Below are 17834 nucleotides of genomic sequence, written 5' to 3' on the forward strand. Positions count from 1 at the left end.
GTCACGCCTCGTAATAGGGTAAGCGTCGACGAAGACGCGTGGCTGGCCGGGAAATGGCTTGAGCGACGCACTGCCCAATTTCTGCACAGGCAGTAAGCCCTTGCACGAAAGGTTGATCGTGCATCAGCCAGGGAAGTGCGGCGAGCGCAATGCGTCCCCGGACGATATCAGGCGCCTGTAACGTATAGTCATCGCCGACATCCGGTATTTCCTCACTCGTGGACTGCAGTTGATCCCGCAGCGATGGAAATGGCAGATCTTTAATTTTTAACGCTTTCTGGCCTCTGGCATCGATAAAAACGTCAAACTCATAGGTTTCGCCCTGAGCGCGTATTACCGTCATTTTTTCTTTTTGCTCTAACTGATAATCCTGACCGAGCGCGCGAATATTCAGGATCCCGGCCTCACGCAGCGCCAGTAATCTACGGATCGACTGTGAAGGAATGGCTGCATAGTTATCGATAAAGACGCGAGCAAGTCCATTGTTAAACCGCTCTCTGTCTTTCTCATCCAGCCACGGGACAATTTCCTGTACGGCCTCATGCAGTCGCAGAATAGCGTAACGCCAGGCAACCGTGTGTTTTTCACGTTTATTGCGTTCGACTTCTTCAAGATTGGCTGCGGCCCAGTGAAACGGATCGTGCTTTTTACGGGCAGCGAACCAGACATCCGTAAAGCTGTCGGCGTTCAGGGAAGAGAGGGCGACTTCTTTGCTCCAGACAGGGTCTGCCAGCTCAATTTCTTTGACTATGAGCATAAAGATCCTGTCCAGCAGCCCAGCAGGACCCTCTGCAATACACTGTTCCAGTGCCTCAGCAGTCACAATGGAGAGTGGTTCATAGGGGAGAGGGCAGTAAAAATCGGCTTCCGGTAGAATGCCAGAACGGGACATGAGGAGAATGTTGAGATCCTGACTGCCTTCATTTCTTTCGAAATGAACACCCTGCGCATCATCTAATACAAACCTGCCGTGTTGTGCGACGACGGCCATAGCCGCATCAATAGCGCTCAGCGACGTACCCAAAATTCCTACATTACACGCCGGGATTTTTGCCTCCATAAGCCCGGTCCACGGACTCGGGAAGAAGGTGCGTGATGCGCTTTGTGCGTCAGGCCAGACGTGACCCGTGGCGATGACAGCAAGATCAAAGTGCTCCGGGTCGTTATGATCGCTGCAAATAACAACGCCATCCGTTGTGGCTTTGACATCCTTGACCTGACAGGATTCGTGTACGGTGATGTTAAACCCCTGTTTGTCCGCAAGGTCTACAAGGCGTAAAAACTGGTCACGAAAATATTCACCGAGCAGAATTCGCGGCAGAAATTGTCGGTCATGCAGCGAGGCGTGTTTCACGCCATAACGGGCTAAATGTTCAACGCTCTGTTGGCGTAACCAGTCGAGATAAGAAGAGGTAATGGGGGGTATTTCAATACTGGCGATATTTGCCAGCATCAATCGCGAGTTTTCCTCATCGCTATAGGGCATGCCTACCCCAGCTTCATTCGATTGTTCGTAGAGGCTAATTGAAAGCGGGGTTTGATGCTTGAGAAGCGCGAGTAACGTATAGATTCCTGTCGGTCCCGTACCGACGATAGCGATCTTGTTCATCTTATCCACCTGATATTATTTTTATGCCCTGTGATCGATGTTCTGTGTCGGCATTGTGCCGAAAACAAGCGAAGCAGGATAAGTGTGGTCGATAACGGCGCAGGAGACAAACGGGATAGACAGCAAGAATAGCGAAATCGCTCAGGACGGCAACAAGGATTCGGGGATTTTATCGAGAATAATGTAAGGGGAAAGGCACCACATCAAAAGTGATATGGTGCGTCCGAGTGGACTCGAACCACCGACCCCCACCATGTCAAGGTGGTGCTCTAACCAACTGAGCTACGGACGCAATATGGTGCGTTCAATTGGACTCGAACCAACGACCCCCACCATGTCAAGGTGGTGCTCTAACCAACTGAGCTATGAACGCAACGTTGTAGGTGACAACGGGGACGAATATTAGCGGCACAGACCGAATGAGGCAAGAGGGAAATCGCATTTTTCTTCCGGATCTCACGCGTTTGCAGAGTAATTAAGCAAGTTGATTATATTTTGTTGATTTTGCAGCGTGTTTTTTATTCAGGGGGGAAATGGACTGGACATTAGTGGTTAACTGATATCCGAAAAGTTGATAGTGAAAAAAAAGCCTGCATGGGCACGGACCCTGGCAGGCATAAAGAAGAGAATTCGAACTTTTTATAATGAGGCGTAATAATAAGATAGTTACATCTCACTCTCTTAATAGCGGTTATGCTATTGAAAAACTTAAGCGTAACCACATTTTTCAAGTTTAGCGGGAGTTATCAGTTATCCTGTATTTTTCTATTCGTGTTCAGAACACCGGTAAACCCAGCCCTTGTTTCACTTCTCTTAATGTCTGCTGTGTGACTTCGTGCGCCTGTTCACTGCCTTTTTTCAGCATCGCCATCAGCATGCCTTTATCCTGAATGTAAGTTGCCCGACGCTCACGCATCGGCGCGATGAGTTCTTGCAAGCACATCTCCAGCTCATTTTTGCATGCCCTGTCACCTAATCCGCCGCGCTGATAATGCGCTTTCATCTCCGCCACTTTGATTTTATCTGGGTGAAACGCGTCGAGGTAGGTGAATACGATATTGCCGTCAATCTGCCCCGGATCGGACACTTTCAGATGGTTAGGGTCAGTGTACATTGCGCTGACGGCGCGATGAATGGTTTCCTCGCTGGCGGACAACAGAATTGTATTACCTAGTGATTTCGACATCTTGGCGTTACCGTCGATACCGGGCAGACGACTGGTTTCACTCAGCAACACTTTGCAATGCGACAAGACTGGGGCAGGTAACAAGCTATTCATTTTGTGCACGATTTCATTGGTCTGTTCGATCATCGGCAGTTGATCGTCGCCGACCGGAACCACTTCAGCTTTGAAGGCTGAAATATCTGCCGCCTGACTGATGGGATAAACCAGAAAGCCAACCGGTAACGAGCGGGCGAACCCTTTCTGCGCAATTTCGTTTTTGACCGTAGGATTACGTTCCACGCGCGCCACGGTAACGATGTTCATATAAAGCGCGGTCAGTTCGGCAAGGGCGGGCAAGGCCGATTGCAAACAAATGGTGGTGAGTGAGGGGTCTATGCCCGCGGCGAGATAGTCAGCCAGCACTTCGGGAATGTTGTTTTGGATCTTTTGTGGCGTACTGCCGTTATCGGTCAGTCCTTGCAGGTCTGCGACCAATATAAACTGCTGATAATCGTACTGCAGCGTGGCGCGTTGGCGCAACGAGCCAACATAGTGGCCGAGGTGCAACGGGCCAGTAGGACGATCGCCAGTGAGGATGATGGTTTTGTTGTTCATATAAGACTCCTTAAGCGTAAAACCGAAAGGGGTCTTCAAATGCAAATAACCGCCTTTCGGCGGTTATTTAAAATGGGGAAACACATTCTGACCGCCTTTAAGAAGGCAGCCACCACAGATTATGAGTAAAAGCGTTGATATCGTGTCTGGTGTTCATCCCGTCAACTTACCACTACCTGACGTAGAGGTAAAGCAATGCGCCGACAACTGACATAGTTCAGCTTGCTTCCAGCATGCCAAAGCTCACAATGCGCGAGCGCCCCAGTTCTTTTGCGCGATACAGCGCGACGTCTGCGGCACGCAGCAGATTATCGCTTTGGGCATGCTGCGGGTAGCTGGCAACACCGATAGAGACATCCACGTGACCGATATCGGATACGCCAAAGCGCAGTGACAATTCGCGTACGCCGTTGTAAATATCCGTCGCAAAGCTATTGGCCGCCTGTTCATCCGCACCTGCCAGCAGGACCAGAAACTCTTCGCCACCGTAACGGAAAGCCATGCCGCTGTCGTGGACAACGCGCTGAATAATGGCGGCGATACTTTTTATCACACTATCGCCGGCCTCATGGCCAAAGCGATCATTGATGTTTTTGAAATGGTCGATATCGATCATCAGGCAACTGATCGGTTCTTGGGTACGAACCGCCTGGCTCATCTGGGTACGGAGAGTATCTTCAAGATGATGACGATTGCGCAGACCGGTTAGGGGGTCGTATAGCGCTTTCTCCAGCAGTGCATCGCGCAAGCGTTGGTTGGCTAATGCCAGACCGAGTGCTTCTGCCATCAGTTCCAGGTAGGCGCGAGATGAGGTGGAATCCTCGCTGAGATTCTGGAATGAGAGCAGGCCGATGGCTTCACCCTGGGCAATCAGCGGCACGCATAAGGTATGCCGCTGGCATGACTCTGGCAGATGGTAGCAGGCGATATCCGGTTCGTCTTGTACCGGTGGATGGCTCTGGCCACGGCGTACCGCCCAGCATTCGTCCGGGTGAAACGCATCGGCTTTACCCTCTGGTGAGAGCCACTGCGCAACGCAGCGCATCTGCCAGGGCTCCCGATTCAGTATGTACAGTCGGCCGGCGATACCTGGAGCAATATTCGGCGCGAACAGTTCCGCCACATTAATAACATCGGCAAAACTCTCGCACCCCTGCAGACGCTGCGTCATGCGTGCCAGCAGTTCGCGGATCCCCCAGTCGGCGTCTCTCTCTTTCTCCAGCCGCTGACGGGCCAGCCCGTTCTCGCGAAAAATCCGGATCGCCTGGGCCATATCGCCAATTTCATCGATCTGGTTAAAGCTGGGTGTCTCGACAGCATAATCTTGCGATGCCAGACGGTTAACTACATCGCTCAAACGCACCACCGGGCGCAACACACGGCGCTTCAATATAAACCCAAGAACGAACAAAAATAGCAGCGCCGTAAGACCGACCATCACTTCAGAGGCTGTGCGCAGTGTACGTGACGCCTGAGTGGCATCTTCAATGGCATTGAGTACACGGTTGTCGAGCAACTGGCGGAAATGGTCAATCCGGTCCTGTGCCCGCTCCAGTTCCTGTTCATAGGTTTTGCTGAAGAGCAGGGCAATCGCTTGTGTGTGCTCTCCCCGCGCGACGCTGGCCAGCGCTGCAGTTTGTTCGTCCTGCAGAGCATCAACAATCTGCAATCCTTCATGCAATAGCGCCAGTTCTTCACCTGTCGCTCCGGCATCTTTCAACGCCGCCAGGCGATGCTCAACGGCTTTCAGTGACGCCTCTTTCTGACGATAGTTGTTCAAAGCATCAGGGTCTTTACTGACCACGTAGAGACGCGCCATATCAGACAGCGACCAGGCGTCGAGTTCCACTTCTTCGGTCAGTTGGTCAAATTTATAACGTTGTTCCACCACCTGGCGTTCGGTGTTATCGGCGTTGGACGCCATCAGCATGACAACGCCGGAGGCGATGGTCAGGCATACCGTCGCGCTGTAGGCCCAGTTGGTGATTGTGGCTATTCGCACTGATTAGTTCCTTCTGCGACGATTAATCAATTAGCATGATTGAAATTATAGGAAACGTATGATTTTGCGTGAAAATAAAAAAGGCGGCTCTGGGCCGCCTTCTGTTATCGTCCTGACATCATAAATCTGGAGGATTTTTTCCTTCTTCCATAAAGGCTTCGTCGATACCTTCCACGTTACCGGCATGATCGCGCCCGGAAAACAGGTTCCAGCAGGTAATGAACAGCGCGGCGATCAGCGGGCCAATCACAAACCCGTTAATGCCGTAAATCTCCATCCCGCCGAGGGTGGTTATCAGAATCAGGTAGTCCGGCATTTTGGTGTCTTTTCCTACCAAAAGCGGGCGCAGGATGTTGTCCACCAGACCGACGATAATCACGAAGAACCCGACGATAAACAGCCCTTGCCACAGTTGGTGCGTAGCGAAGAGGAATATGGCTGCGGGTACCCAGACGATTGCCGAGCCGACGGCAGGCACCAGAGAGAGAAACGCCATTAATGCGCCCCACAGAACGCTGCCGTCGATATCCACAATCGCAAACGCGATACCGCCAAGAATCCCCTGAACTAAAGCCACAACTGCTGTGCCCTTGACGGTTGCGCGCGTTACGCCGACAAATTTGGCGAACAAATGCTGTTTGGCAAAATCAGAAAGTGGTAATGAGTCCAGAATCTGGCGTACCAGATAAGGTCCATCTTTTAACAAGAAAAACAGCAGATACAGCATGATGCCAAAGCTGATGGCAAAGCCGAATGTCCCTTTACCGATCAGGAACGCGCTGCCCGCAAGGTACTGGCCGCCTTGCAACACAATGTCGGACAGCTTTTTCTGGATTTCTGCAACATTATCCAGATTGTGTTCTGCGAGGAATCCTCGCGCCCAGCCAGGAAGATACGAAAGAATAGAGGTGACGACTTCGGGAAACTGCGTGTCGTTTTGTTGCAGCTTGTTGTACACCACATTGAGTTCAATGGCCAGCGATGACAGGATCACCATGAGTGGGATAAAGACAATTAAACAGATAATGGCGATGGTTATTAACGATGCCAGCCCGTTGCGTTCGCCAAGTGCGCTGCGCAACCTGTTTTTTACCGGGTTAAAAATAGTCGTTAAGATCGCGGCCCACAAAATGGCGGAAAAGTAGGGGGACAGCACGTCGAAGAACGCCCAGGTAACGAGGGCAAGTATGAAAATGAAGAAACCTTTGGTCAGTCCGTTAAATCGCATCGGTGAATCCTGTAATGAGAAGCAGTCCCGACTATAGAACCGTTCTGAGGATTTACCAACTTTTGCTGAAGATCTCTGCTTAATACCATGCGGGTATGGACTCGGGTTTGATTAGACAGTGTCCGTCAAAGCGATAAAAATGACGTTCTTTACGCCGTATCGTGGCCAGTGTCTTCATCGTATTGTTTGCGGTACTGCAAAGGAGATTGCCCCATCATTTTTCTAAAACAGGTAATGAAATAGGTCATTTCCGTAAAACCCACATGCTCGGCAATCTCCGTCACGTTCAGTGATGAGTAGCGCAATAAATCGCAGCTTTTTTTAATCCTGCGGGTGAGTATATATTCCTGGATCCCGCCACCGGTTTGTTGACGGAAAATTCGCGAGGTATAGCTGCGTGAAAAACCAATATCCGCAGCTAACTCATCGAGTGAAAATTTCTGCTGATAATGCTCTTCTATCCACTGCATAATGCGGGCCGCCACGGTCTGCTGTTGGTGCACTACACTCCGCGGTTGCAGGGGAAGAAAGTCCAGAAGTTGCATTACCAGAAAAGCAACATCACTGGCCGATTGATACCCGTTGCCCTTAAGTGATTCAAACCGATCGAGGATATAGGCAATATAGTCCGCATGTTCACTGAGATCGTGAATTTGTGCCGGAGCATGGGTGCCAGAGAGTGCTGCAAACTGAGCCTGGTGGCGGGGAAACATCTGCAAGGCACTGATTACTTCATTGTGCTCAATATGCATAGCCGTACGATAAGACGGGTTGTTCGGTGCAACATCAACCTGCACCTTATGCAAGCGAAACGGTGGGAAAATAAAAAGTCTGCCCGGCTTTGCTGTATAGTGTTGTTTATCAACGACGACGATGCCGTACCCTTTTGAAATATATAAAAACTCAATGCATTGATGCCAATGGTAATAATGAACACTTGCGCCCATTGGACGCTGAAAGGAAATCACTTCATTCCCCATCGCAATTCTTTCAAGTTTTTGTGGCTCGTTCATTTTTTACCATGACAACAGAATTAAGTTTTGCTGCTATATATTAAAGATATTGCTGAATATCTGTCCGTAAATCCAATCAAACTTAAAAATCGAACTGTTTTTGTGAACATGCTCACGCTGCTGTAGGAAACAAAAAGACTAATCTCCGTCCGTCAGCACCTGGTTGTCGCCAGTAGTACTGAGTCTATAAATACTTCATAAGAGGTAGTGGATTATGATTGCAATTAAATCTTCGGTTTTTTTTATTTATACTTATCATTGTCGAGATAATGCTGGAGCCGCATCATGAACGCGATTGCCCCGACTCGTTTAGCGCAGCTCAAAATGAGCAGCTTTATTTTTCTCTATTTCTTTACCTGGTCATCCAGCTTCGGCTTATATGCATTATGGCTGAGTCAAAAAGTTGGTCTTGATAGCGTAACAATTGGTACAGTATTCGCGGTTAATGGTGTGTTTGCCGTGGTTATGAAACCAGTATATGGTTATATCATGGATAAAATAGGCATGAGCAAATGGCTTCTCTATTTTGTCTGCGCCACCTCGGCATTAGTGGCACCGTTTTTTGTGGTGATTTACCAGCCTTTACTGCTGAGTCATACGATGCTCGGCATTATTATTGGTGCATTCTATTTAAGCCTGGGATGGTATGCGGGAGTGGCTGCCGCAGAATCCTATGCCGACCGTTTCAGTCGCCTTTACGGCCTGGAGTTTGGCCGTATCCGAATGTGGGGATCGCTAGGGTGGGCGCTGGCGGCTTCGGTTTCCGGCGTATTGTTCAACTACACGCCAACCGCCAACTTTATACTGAGCAGTACCACCTCCGTAGTCATGCTGCTGGTGTTGTTGAGCCTGAAGATTGGTGATGAGCAGCTACGAAATAACTCGGTTATCTCCGAAAATAAAATTGTCTTTGCCGATGTCATTGCGCTGATGCAAAACCGAAAATTCTGGATGTTTAGTCTGTATGTCGCAGGTGTCGCGTGGATGATGTTTGTAGCAGAACAGCAATTTCCCCGTTACTTTGTCTCTTTCTTTGCCACCAAAGAGCAGGGCAATGCCTGGTATGGTTACCTGGGGACGCTCCAGGCTGGTATTGAATTCCTGATGATGATGTTTATTCCCACGCTGGTTAACTATTATGGTGCCAAGAAGGGGTTGCTGCTGTGCGGGTTAGTTGTGGGGGGCCGTCTGATCCTTTCTGGTTTAACAGTCGACCCAATTATGATTTCAATTATTAAACCATTTTACGGTGTGGAAATAGCGTTACTGTTAATCTCTGTATTTAAATATATCGCTGAACATTTTCACAAACGCGTTAACGCCACCATGTATTTGTTGGGTTATCAGGCAATGGTATATGTTGGTTCTGTTGTCGTGGCGCCACCTGCTGGTTATTTATACGATAAAATAGGGTTTGCACATACCTTTTTAATTATGGGTGTCTGCGCACTGCTGTTTACGCTAATTTCCGCTTTCACGCTTTCTTGTAGCCATGCGGGAAAAAAGATATTAACACCGCGTGCTGATATATTGCGCTCTCAGACTATTAAAACTTCCAAATAGTAATAACAGGATAATTATGATTACTAATAAAACGGCTAATGTCGTTACTGAACCCTTGCGCGTGTCATACGCCGCCCCGGTTGATCGTCAGGCATTGAAAAAAGAGTTAGATAAAGCAATACCGTATATTTCGTCACGAATTGATCGAACGCTGTATGCGCTTGGCGATAAATTTCCCAATGAGGCCTGTGAAGGTGGGAAATGGCAACCCGCTGAAAATAACCAATGGACAAACAGTTTCTGGACAGGGCAGCTCTGGCTATTGTGGGAGATAACCGGCGATAGTAAATACCGTCAGGCTGCTGAGCGATTCATTACTTCTTTTGCTCATCGTCTGGTAAACCGTATTGAAACAGATACTCATGACCTCGGCTTTCTGTATTCATTGTCGTGTGTAAACGCGTGGCGACTGACCGGGAACGCAGCCGCACGCGATATCGCCTTGCATGCGGCTGAAATGATGATGCAACGCTATAACCCAACGGCAGGTATTATCCAGGCATGGGGAGACCTGACGGATCCGGAGCAGCAGGGACGAATGATTATCGACTGTAATATGAATCTACCGCTGCTCTACTGGGCAAGCGAACAGACGGGGAATCTGGTCTTTGCTGACGCGGCCTTATCCCATGCCATGCAGGCAGCGAAATATATCGTACGACCCGATGCATCGACGTATCACACCTACTATATAGATGTTGTGACCGGTGAGCCGCGGTTTGGCAATACGCACCAGGGACACAGCGATAGCTCATGCTGGGCACGCGGTCAGGCGTGGGGGATTTACGGATTCATGCTTAGCTATCTGTATACGGGAAAATCTGAGTTCGTCAGCCTGACCCGCAGCCTGAGTCATTACTTTATCAACCGCCTGCCTGAGGACTCTATTTGTCACTGGGATCTGGCTTTGAATAACACAGGCGCCGTACGCGACAGTTCGGCTGCCGCTATCGCTGCCTGTGGTCTGCTGGAGCTAGCGAAAGCATTACCGGCGACAGATGCAGGTCGGATGCAGTATGAAGAAGTGGCTTTGCGGATTGTACAATCGCTGACGAAGCGCTATCTCTCTACGGATGAACCGGAATGTGAAGGGTTACTGATGCACTCGGTTTATCATATGCCAGCTGGTAAAGGCGTTGATGAATGTTGTTCCTGGGGAGACTATTTTTATCTTGAAGCGTTAATTCGCGTGCGCCAGTGCTGGACGTCTTATTGGTAGAGGCAATTATCACTAAGCGTATGAAATATTAAAAGTCGGGCAACAGTTTTGTTGCCCGACTTTAGCTGCCAGGGATATCCGCCGTGATTTAACCGTGTCTGATTTTCCCATCAATTCCCGGTTGAGGTTTACCAAACAGATATCCTTGTGCGAAATCACAGCCCAGTGCCTGAAGTTTTTCCAGTTGTTCTTGCGTTTCAACGCCTTCTGCAACAGCCTTCATATTAAGGGATTTCGCCATGCCTGTAATGAGTTTGATAATATTAAGGGCATCGTCCTGGGTAGATAGTGAATGTACAAAGGATTTATCTATTTTTATTTTATCGAAGGCCAGCCGGCTCAACCGCGAAAGAGAAGAATACCCGGTACCAAAATCATCGATGGAGATTTTTACCCCCAGAGCTCTGAGCTTGTTAAGTGTATTCATCGGCGTATTACTCTCAGTAAAAATAGAGGATTCAGTGACCTCCAGTTCAAGGCGTTGAGCGGGGAGTCCTGTTTCTTTCAGGATAGTTTGCACTATTCCGGCAAAGGCTTTGCTGCTTAGCTGGACAGGCGAGACATTGACTGAAATTTTGGCCGGAATCGCCCAGGACGCCGCTTCCGTACAGGCAATTTCTAGTACAGATTTCCCCATTTCGTTAATCATGCCTGTTTTTTCAGCAACAGGAATAAAGCTATCCGGCGACAGGAGACCCTTTAGAGGATGTATCCAACGAATGAGGGCTTCATAACTGTAAATTTCCCGGCTAAAAGAATCCACAATAGGCTGATAATAAACCACGAATTCTTTATTCACTATGGCCATCGCCATATCATGCTCAAGCGTTCTGCTTTCTTGCAGCTTTTCTAACATCCATTGCCGGAAGACTTTTATCTTGCCTGAACCTTCATTTTTGGCTTCATACAGGGCCAGATCTGCAAATTTATAAAGATAATCGGAGCGGCGCTCTGTTTCTGATATAACAATTCCAACACAGGTAGTTATGTTTATAATTGTGTTATAAATAGTGTAGGGCTGGCTGATAAAATCACATATCTTTTGGGCTCGCGAAACGGCCTGGCTCTCCGTCAGACCACTTGAGAGAAACGCAAACTCATCCCCACCTAAGCGATACAGCGTATCTGAAGTATGGCTCATCGAAATCAGACGGTCCGATATCTGGCGTAATAAAACATCACCGGCATCATGACCATAGGTATCATTAACCTCTTTGAATCGGTCCAAATCAAACAGCATCACTGTCACAGAATCGTTGTTTTTTTCTGCCATCTCGATTGTTTGATTTAAATTCCCCCAGAAAAATTGGCGGTTATTCATATCAGTAAGTGAATCATGGTAGACGTCATATTCCAGTTTTGCATTCTGGATTTGCAACTTTTCTTTAGATTTCTGCAGCTCTTCAGCGAGGCTCTTAACCTGAAGATGCGCTCGCAGAATATTTCTGTTCTGGAAGAATATCAGCACACCCAGTATCGCACTCAGTATGATCAGCAGAACAGATGTCGCCGAGTAAATATAGTACAGAGTTTGAATTTTAAGGTTGGCGTTATTGATCGAGTTTACATCCTTATTTAACGCACCGGATGAAAGGCGGCCAAGTTGCGAATCCAGCGTATGCATTTTTTTCAGGTATGTCTGAAGTTCTGAACGGTCCATTTTCTCGAGGTTAACATCCAGATAGTTAAGGATGTTTTCAAGTTTGATCGCCAATTCACTGTGCGCTTGATTGCTCTCTATATAGTGCCCCAAATCACCTTCTTTTATCAAATCACTCTGGCTAAGCATAATATCGAGGCGCAGGCGCACCTCGTCGAGGTTCATCGTTTTATCGATAGTATAAAGACCAAGCAATGATTCGAATCGGTAATATAGTGATACCATTTGTGCAGCGGACCATGAATCGGTGTAGTGAGTCAGTTTCTGTAACTCTTGCTGTCTTTCATGGACTAAGAAAGAAATATACCCAGTAGATATAAAAAGAAAAAATATGATGCCAGCCAGTATTCTGTTCATGATGTTCCTCTGAACGCTTACTCAATATCCATTCTACTGACCTGCCAGGCTGATCTTGAGTAATAAATCTGATTATTTAGTTCAGGTATGCTGTCATAGGGATACACAATGAATAACGGGCCTTTATCTCGAATTCGCATGTATTTTCCGTTGATTTTTAAAGCAAGAATGACATTGTACTTCTTGAAATCATCGAGAGGGATAACGGTGGTGTAGTCATTGAGTGCAGTAACTTTTACAACCGAGCCTTTCGCCCCAACAAAATCCATGAGCTTTTGTAGTGGAATACCCGTAAAAGTCGTGCGTCCATTATACCAAGGGGAGGTGGTCTGAAAACTTACCATGCCCAGTTTCTCGAGGCTGGCGGTATCAAAAGTGGCTTTCCCGTCTTCATTTGTATTTTCTATATTACCGGACACTGTTAGAAGGACCTGGCCCGTAGGTTTGGAAAGTTCACCTGCCCAGAGCTGTGTAGAGACGACTAAGCTTAACAACATGACTAATAACCGCATTCTGGCCTCACCTGACTACTGGATGTAAAAAGATTATAATTTAGATATTATGCTATTTATATATACTGTATGGATATTATTTTACAGTACGTTTATTTATTTTTTCATTCAATGAAATCAGTGGGTTAGTGTGGTGGTGTTTTATGCTTTGATTAAGTAAGATCGATAAAGTACCGCTAAAATTTACCCCGTCAGTTTAAAAATAAGCTATCTATTCAGTCAGCGCAAATAAATACCTACGAATGCCAAGGTTTATTTTTATGCAGTCATAAGGTGCCGTTTTTTCGTTGGATGATAATTGCTGGCAGCAAAGCAGCCCTCTGCATATGGGCGTGCTTCGTTCCAGTAATCATTGACCGGCAAGTTGTGGCAGGTATGCCTGCCTGAATCAGCTTATTCGTGCATTTGTGCCGACTGGCGGGCATACAGGTAAGCTGTGGCTCGCGACACGCCTAAATGCTGCGCCACGGTATCCATTGATTTTCGTACGTTCAGTAGGCCTTCTTTACGGAGTTGTTGAATCAATAACTTACGGTCTTCAGGTTTGAGTGCGCGCGCCGTGGTCGCGCGTTTGGCGGCAAAGTCATCGATACGTTGGCGAATCACTTCATTACTACCGGGATCGATATGTTCCTTTATGGGGGAATTTTCGGTTTCAGTAAATCGCGCAAGCGCGCTCTGCATACCGCGAAACAACGTCATATCAACATTAAGGCACAGCGCAGCGACGTATTTACCGTCCTCACCCTTGATGCCAATGGAGGTGCTTTTTACCGGACGTCCATCAGCAAATTGATTGCTGTAGTTAGCGATGATGCTGGGAAAATCTGGCGATGCTATGCGTGCCAGACCCAGTTCTGTTGCTGGTTGGCCAGGTTTACGTCCGGAAAGATTATTATGGATGGACAAAATGGCATGTTCAGGTTTTTTGAGGTCATGAACAACCACTTCACAAAAGGGAGAAAAGGTCTCGCTTAACCCTCTGGCGATAGTATCAAGTTGGCTGAGAAGCGAGTTATTGTCGGTTTTTGGCATGCCAGTCTCCTGCAGTGATGCCTTTTGCCATGATTGCGAGCAGTTTACAGTGAGCGGGGTTCGCTTTTCCAGACTGGAATATACAGACAGGAATAAGGTATCTGCATGGCAGATACCTTGCTTATCATCCGGCCAGGAATGCACCATAGCGGCTGATGTCCACGTTTCCACCGCTGATAATAATGCCGATTCTCTTACCCTGGAGTTCAGATTTGCGTGCTCTGGCGGCGGCAAAACCCAGACAGCCAGTTGGCTCTACAACGATTTTCATTCGTTCTGCAATAAATTTCATCGCAGTGACTAATTCAGTATCTGAGACAGTCAGAATATCGTTCACGTTTTGCTGAATAATCGCAAACGTATACTGCCCAAGGTGTTGAGTTTGCGCGCCATCGGCTATGGTTTTCGGTGTATCAATATGAACAATGCTGCCGCTGCGAAAAGACTGCTGACCGTCATTGCCTGCCTCAGGTTCTACGCCATAGATCATACAGTCAGGGGAGAGATGTCTCGCTGCCAGCGCGGAACCGGATAGCAGACCGCCGCCACCCAGACATACGAAAAGGGCGTCTAACGGTCCCACTTCCTCAATCAACTCTTTCGTTGCGGTGCCCTGGCCCGCAATAACGTGCGGATGATCGTAAGGAGGGATCAGCGTTAGCCCTTGTTTCTCAGCCAGGTTCTGACCAATTTTTTCTCTGTCTTCAGTATAGCGATCGTAAACCACGACATTTCCGCCATACCCTTTGGTCGCGGCAACTTTGGCAGCCGGGGCATCATGCGGCATGATAATTGTCGCCGGGATTCCTAACAATTTTGCCGACAAGGCGATGGCTTGTGCATGATTTCCCGAAGAAAAGGTCACGACGCCCGCAGCCCGTTGTTGTGGCGTGAACTGGCGTAGCGCATTCATAGCGCCGCGAAACTTGAACGCGCCCATTCTCTGGAAGTTTTCGCATTTAAAGAAGATTTCAGCGCCAAATTCTTCATTAACCGTACGCGACGTCATCACCGGCGTTTTGTTGGCATAATCTGCGATGCGCTCTGCCGCAGCGACAATATCGTTATAATCAGGCAGTGTCATATCAGTCATTTTTATTCACCTGTATACAGTTATAAATCAGGCCTGTGGGGCCAAAGCCATCGCTTCGATTTCTACGGCAAAACCGTAATGAAGTTCGGCAACGCCAGCAACAGCACGGGCAGGGCGGAAATCACCGATCCACTCACCATAGATCCTGTTAAATGTCGGCCACTGGTTAATATCCGTGACATAGACGCGTACTGAAACCAGGTGCTGACGCGAGACTCCAGCACCTGCCAGGCAGGCATCGACATTTTGTAAGGCCAGTTTTGTTTGTTCTTCAAAAGACGCATCGGTTTTTTTTTCGCCATCCTGGGTGACTGGCAACTGTCCAGAAATGAACACAAAACCACCTGCCGTTGTACTGTGCGAGTAATGACCTGCCGGGGGAAAACTGCCTGGTGAAGCATTGAGCGTAATGTCTGGGGACATAAGCGATCTCCTTTGTTTTTGATGATTCATTTTGTATTAATTAATACTGTTTGTATTATTTATACGCCTTCATGCTCCGGTCGGCTAGTGATAGTTTTCATGGGTGCTGATTTTGTGAACTAAAGCAAACGTGGCACCCGCTATATAGCGGGTGCTGGGGTATGAGTGAGGGGAAAACGGGGAGAGGCGGTATCGCCCCGGAACAGGGCGTTTAAGCTAAAAACGTTAGCCAATATGACCGTGGTTAATCTTACTCAACGGCTCATTGATATCGAAGATTTTGAAAAACACCTCTTCCACCCCCAGGTGCTTCAGACGGGCTGTATGCTTTTTAACATAAGCCAGCGCGGTGTCTTGATCCTGAAACAGATAGATGCCACCGGCTTCATGATTTGCTTCGTTCTCGGTCCAGATTTTCCAGATAAAGCCCGGCTCCTGGTTGATGGATTCGGCCAGTTCAACAAGTTGTTGCGACATCTCGGAGCCAAACGGGCCATGAAAATTAAAGTGAATCTGCAGCAGTTTGTTCGACATACTTCCTCCCTGGATTGGGGGTTATGTAACGGGTAAGAGGGTTAGCGTAGCAGCACTTTACCCGTCAGGTAAGTTGTTGCCTGCCCACCAATATAAACGCGAGAACCCGCCAGTTGGCAGCGTAAATCCCCACCGCGCTCAGATACCTGACGCGCCAACATTTGTGTTTTGTTCAGTTTCTCTGCCCAGTAAGGAATGAGCATGCTATGCGCCGAACCTGTGACAGGATCCTCCGCGACGGCTTCGCCCGGGCAGAAGAAACGGCTGACGAAATCGTATTCCCCGTCACCTGGCGCGGTGATACAAACCATTTTCCCCAGCGGGATCATGGCGTGGATATTCGGGCGTACAGCCTCGACCTGGCGCTGGTTCTCCATTACGACCATATAGTCGCGCGCCACGCGAACTTCTTTGCATTCGATGATGCCTAAAGTTTCCAACAATAAGGCGGGCGGTACGACAGGGTCGCTTTGCCAGGCAGGAAAATCAAGCGTCAGCCATTGACCGCTGCGTGTGACCGTCAGCGGACCCACAAATCGGGTGGCAAAATGGAGAGTTGTGTCCGGGTAATCCAGATGTTCAAAAATGACATGCGCTGCGGCAAGCGTGGCATGCCCACACAAATTGATTTCTCCCTGTGTGGTAAACCAACGTAGCTCAAAGCCATTATCATTGGCGACAAAGAAAGCGGTTTCCGACTGGTTATGCTGCTGCGCCATTTTTAATAATGTTTCATCGGGCAACCAGTCTGCGAGCGGACATACTGCGGCGGCATTACCGCCAAACGTCGTGGTGCTAAAGGCATCTACCATATAAAAATCGATTTGTTGCACAGTGTAACCCTCTCTTCGCTTGCCGGATAATGCCCACTCTACCATGCAATGATTGCCATTAGTTAAGCGAGTCTATTCGCCAGTACAGTGAAAATTCGTTATCATCCGTGCCCACACTCCATCCTGGCCGCCTGATGTCTACCATTATTGATACCTTTATTGCCCCGCCTTGTTATGACCAGATAGAGATTCTCTATCAGGACGAGCATTTGCTGCTTATCAATAAACCCACCGGGCTGCTCAGCTTGTCGGGGAAAAATCCGCACAATCTCGATTCGGTACATCACCGGTTGGTACAGATTTTTCCCGGTTGCACGCTGGTCCATCGGCTTGATTTCGGCACCTCCGGGCTAATGGTGGTGGCCCGTAACAAGGCTATCAACGCCGCGCTGTGCCAGCAGTTTAGTCAGCGCATGGTGACGAAGCTATACAGCGCACTGCTATGCGGGCATCTGGAAAACGATGCAGGGATTATTGACGCAGCGATTAGCAAAGATCCGGCGCTGTTTCCGCTGATGACGATTTGCGCTGTTAACGGCAAGCCTGCGCGCTCGCGCTATCAGGTTGTTGAGCGTTTTGTTCATCGCCAGGAGAACGGGGAATTACTCCCCTTAACGCGCGTACAACTGACGCCTGAAACCGGGCGTACCCATCAACTACGGATCCACTGTCAGCAGTTGGGACATCCTATTTTAGGGTGCGATTTGTATGGCGGGCGTCTGCTGCCAGGCACTGAGCTCACCCCGCGACTGATGCTGCATGCCAGTGCATTGCGTTTCAGGCATCCTGTCAGCGAACAATGGGTGAATGCTGAAAACGCCAGTCCCTTCTGAAGGTGTAAAAAAGCCGCCAGACGGCTAACACCGATCGGTTAAGCAAAATGATCGGTTGAACGATCCGGCGGGTAGACGACAATAGCCTCATCAATTCTCTGATGGGGCTTTTTTATGCTTTCGACCTGGCTTGACGATAC

Annotated in this window: 15 protein-coding genes and 2 tRNA genes; 3 read left to right on the forward strand and 14 right to left on the reverse strand. The window is 48.5% G+C overall.

Annotated features, from left to right (window positions below):
- Position 1 precedes the first annotated feature (1 nt).
- The 7 genes from FHD02_RS19880 to FHD02_RS19910 all read right to left on the reverse strand — a co-directional run bounded on the left by FHD02_RS19880 (position 2) and on the right by FHD02_RS19910 (position 7632).
- On the reverse strand, positions 2-1609 hold the full coding sequence (locus FHD02_RS19880; RefSeq protein WP_220394230.1) for an FAD-NAD(P)-binding protein: 1608 nt from the start codon (positions 1607-1609) through the stop codon (positions 2-4).
- Positions 1610-1824: 215 nt separating this feature from the next.
- A tRNA-Val gene (locus FHD02_RS19885) sits at positions 1825-1901 on the reverse strand.
- Between the two features lie 4 nt (positions 1902-1905).
- A tRNA-Val gene (locus tag FHD02_RS19890) sits at positions 1906-1982 on the reverse strand.
- 402 nt (positions 1983-2384) lie between these two features.
- Positions 2385-3389, reverse strand: coding sequence for a tryptophan--tRNA ligase (gene trpS / locus FHD02_RS19895; protein ID WP_220394231.1), 1005 nt, complete (start codon positions 3387-3389; stop codon positions 2385-2387).
- Between the two features lie 217 nt (positions 3390-3606).
- Entirely contained in the window at positions 3607-5391 is a 1785-nt protein-coding gene (locus tag FHD02_RS19900; RefSeq protein WP_220394232.1) for a diguanylate cyclase, read from the reverse strand.
- A gap of 118 nt (positions 5392-5509) precedes the next feature.
- The gene (locus FHD02_RS19905; protein ID WP_069324210.1) at positions 5510-6619 is read right to left on the reverse strand and encodes an AI-2E family transporter; all 1110 of its coding nucleotides are present in this window, start codon (positions 6617-6619) and stop codon (positions 5510-5512) included.
- A 149-nt stretch (positions 6620-6768) separates the two neighbouring features.
- Positions 6769-7632, reverse strand: coding sequence for an AraC family transcriptional regulator (locus FHD02_RS19910; protein ID WP_079224354.1), 864 nt, complete (start codon positions 7630-7632; stop codon positions 6769-6771).
- Between the two features lie 285 nt (positions 7633-7917).
- Here FHD02_RS19910 and FHD02_RS19915 point away from each other — a divergent pair, with 285 nt between their 5' ends.
- Positions 7918-9195, forward strand: a complete 1278-nt coding sequence (locus tag FHD02_RS19915) for an oligosaccharide MFS transporter (RefSeq protein ID WP_137360077.1) — start codon at positions 7918-7920, stop codon at positions 9193-9195.
- A 16-nt stretch (positions 9196-9211) separates the two neighbouring features.
- The gene (locus FHD02_RS19920; protein WP_220394233.1) at positions 9212-10414 is read left to right on the forward strand and encodes a glycoside hydrolase family 88 protein; all 1203 of its coding nucleotides are present in this window, start codon (positions 9212-9214) and stop codon (positions 10412-10414) included.
- 88 nt (positions 10415-10502) lie between these two features.
- Here the strand turns inward: FHD02_RS19920 and FHD02_RS19925 are convergent, their stop codons facing one another.
- The 7 genes from FHD02_RS19925 to FHD02_RS19955 form a co-directional block, all read right to left on the reverse strand.
- Positions 10503-12431, reverse strand: a complete 1929-nt coding sequence (locus FHD02_RS19925) for a bifunctional diguanylate cyclase/phosphodiesterase (RefSeq protein WP_220394234.1) — start codon at positions 12429-12431, stop codon at positions 10503-10505.
- Positions 12432-12448: 17 nt separating this feature from the next.
- Positions 12449-12943: a molybdopterin-dependent oxidoreductase gene (locus FHD02_RS19930; protein ID WP_042308675.1), complete on the reverse strand. Its 495-nt coding sequence runs from the start codon at positions 12941-12943 to the stop codon at positions 12449-12451.
- Between the two features lie 393 nt (positions 12944-13336).
- On the reverse strand, positions 13337-13978 hold the full coding sequence (locus FHD02_RS19935) for a transcriptional regulator (protein WP_137398060.1): 642 nt from the start codon (positions 13976-13978) through the stop codon (positions 13337-13339).
- A 124-nt stretch (positions 13979-14102) separates the two neighbouring features.
- Positions 14103-15071 carry a threo-3-hydroxy-L-aspartate ammonia-lyase gene (locus FHD02_RS19940; protein WP_137360082.1) on the reverse strand — a complete coding sequence of 323 codons (969 nt, stop codon included), beginning with the start codon at positions 15069-15071 and terminating at the stop codon, positions 14103-14105.
- Positions 15072-15098: 27 nt separating this feature from the next.
- Entirely contained in the window at positions 15099-15494 is a 396-nt protein-coding gene (locus FHD02_RS19945) for a RidA family protein (protein ID WP_137360083.1), read from the reverse strand.
- Between the two features lie 225 nt (positions 15495-15719).
- Positions 15720-16028, reverse strand: a complete 309-nt coding sequence (locus tag FHD02_RS19950) for a monooxygenase (protein ID WP_137360084.1) — start codon at positions 16026-16028, stop codon at positions 15720-15722.
- Between the two features lie 41 nt (positions 16029-16069).
- Complete coding sequence (locus FHD02_RS19955; RefSeq protein WP_137360085.1) at positions 16070-16861, reverse strand: PhzF family phenazine biosynthesis protein; 792 nt, start codon at positions 16859-16861, stop codon at positions 16070-16072.
- Positions 16862-16995: 134 nt separating this feature from the next.
- Here FHD02_RS19955 and FHD02_RS19960 point away from each other — a divergent pair, with 134 nt between their 5' ends.
- The gene (locus FHD02_RS19960; RefSeq protein ID WP_220394235.1) at positions 16996-17694 is read left to right on the forward strand and encodes an RluA family pseudouridine synthase; all 699 of its coding nucleotides are present in this window, start codon (positions 16996-16998) and stop codon (positions 17692-17694) included.
- Positions 17695-17834 lie beyond the last annotated feature (140 nt).

Source organism: Citrobacter sp. EC_71 (assembly GCF_019584005.1).
In the GTDB taxonomy this organism is placed as follows: Bacteria; Pseudomonadota; Gammaproteobacteria; order Enterobacterales; family Enterobacteriaceae; genus Citrobacter; species Citrobacter werkmanii.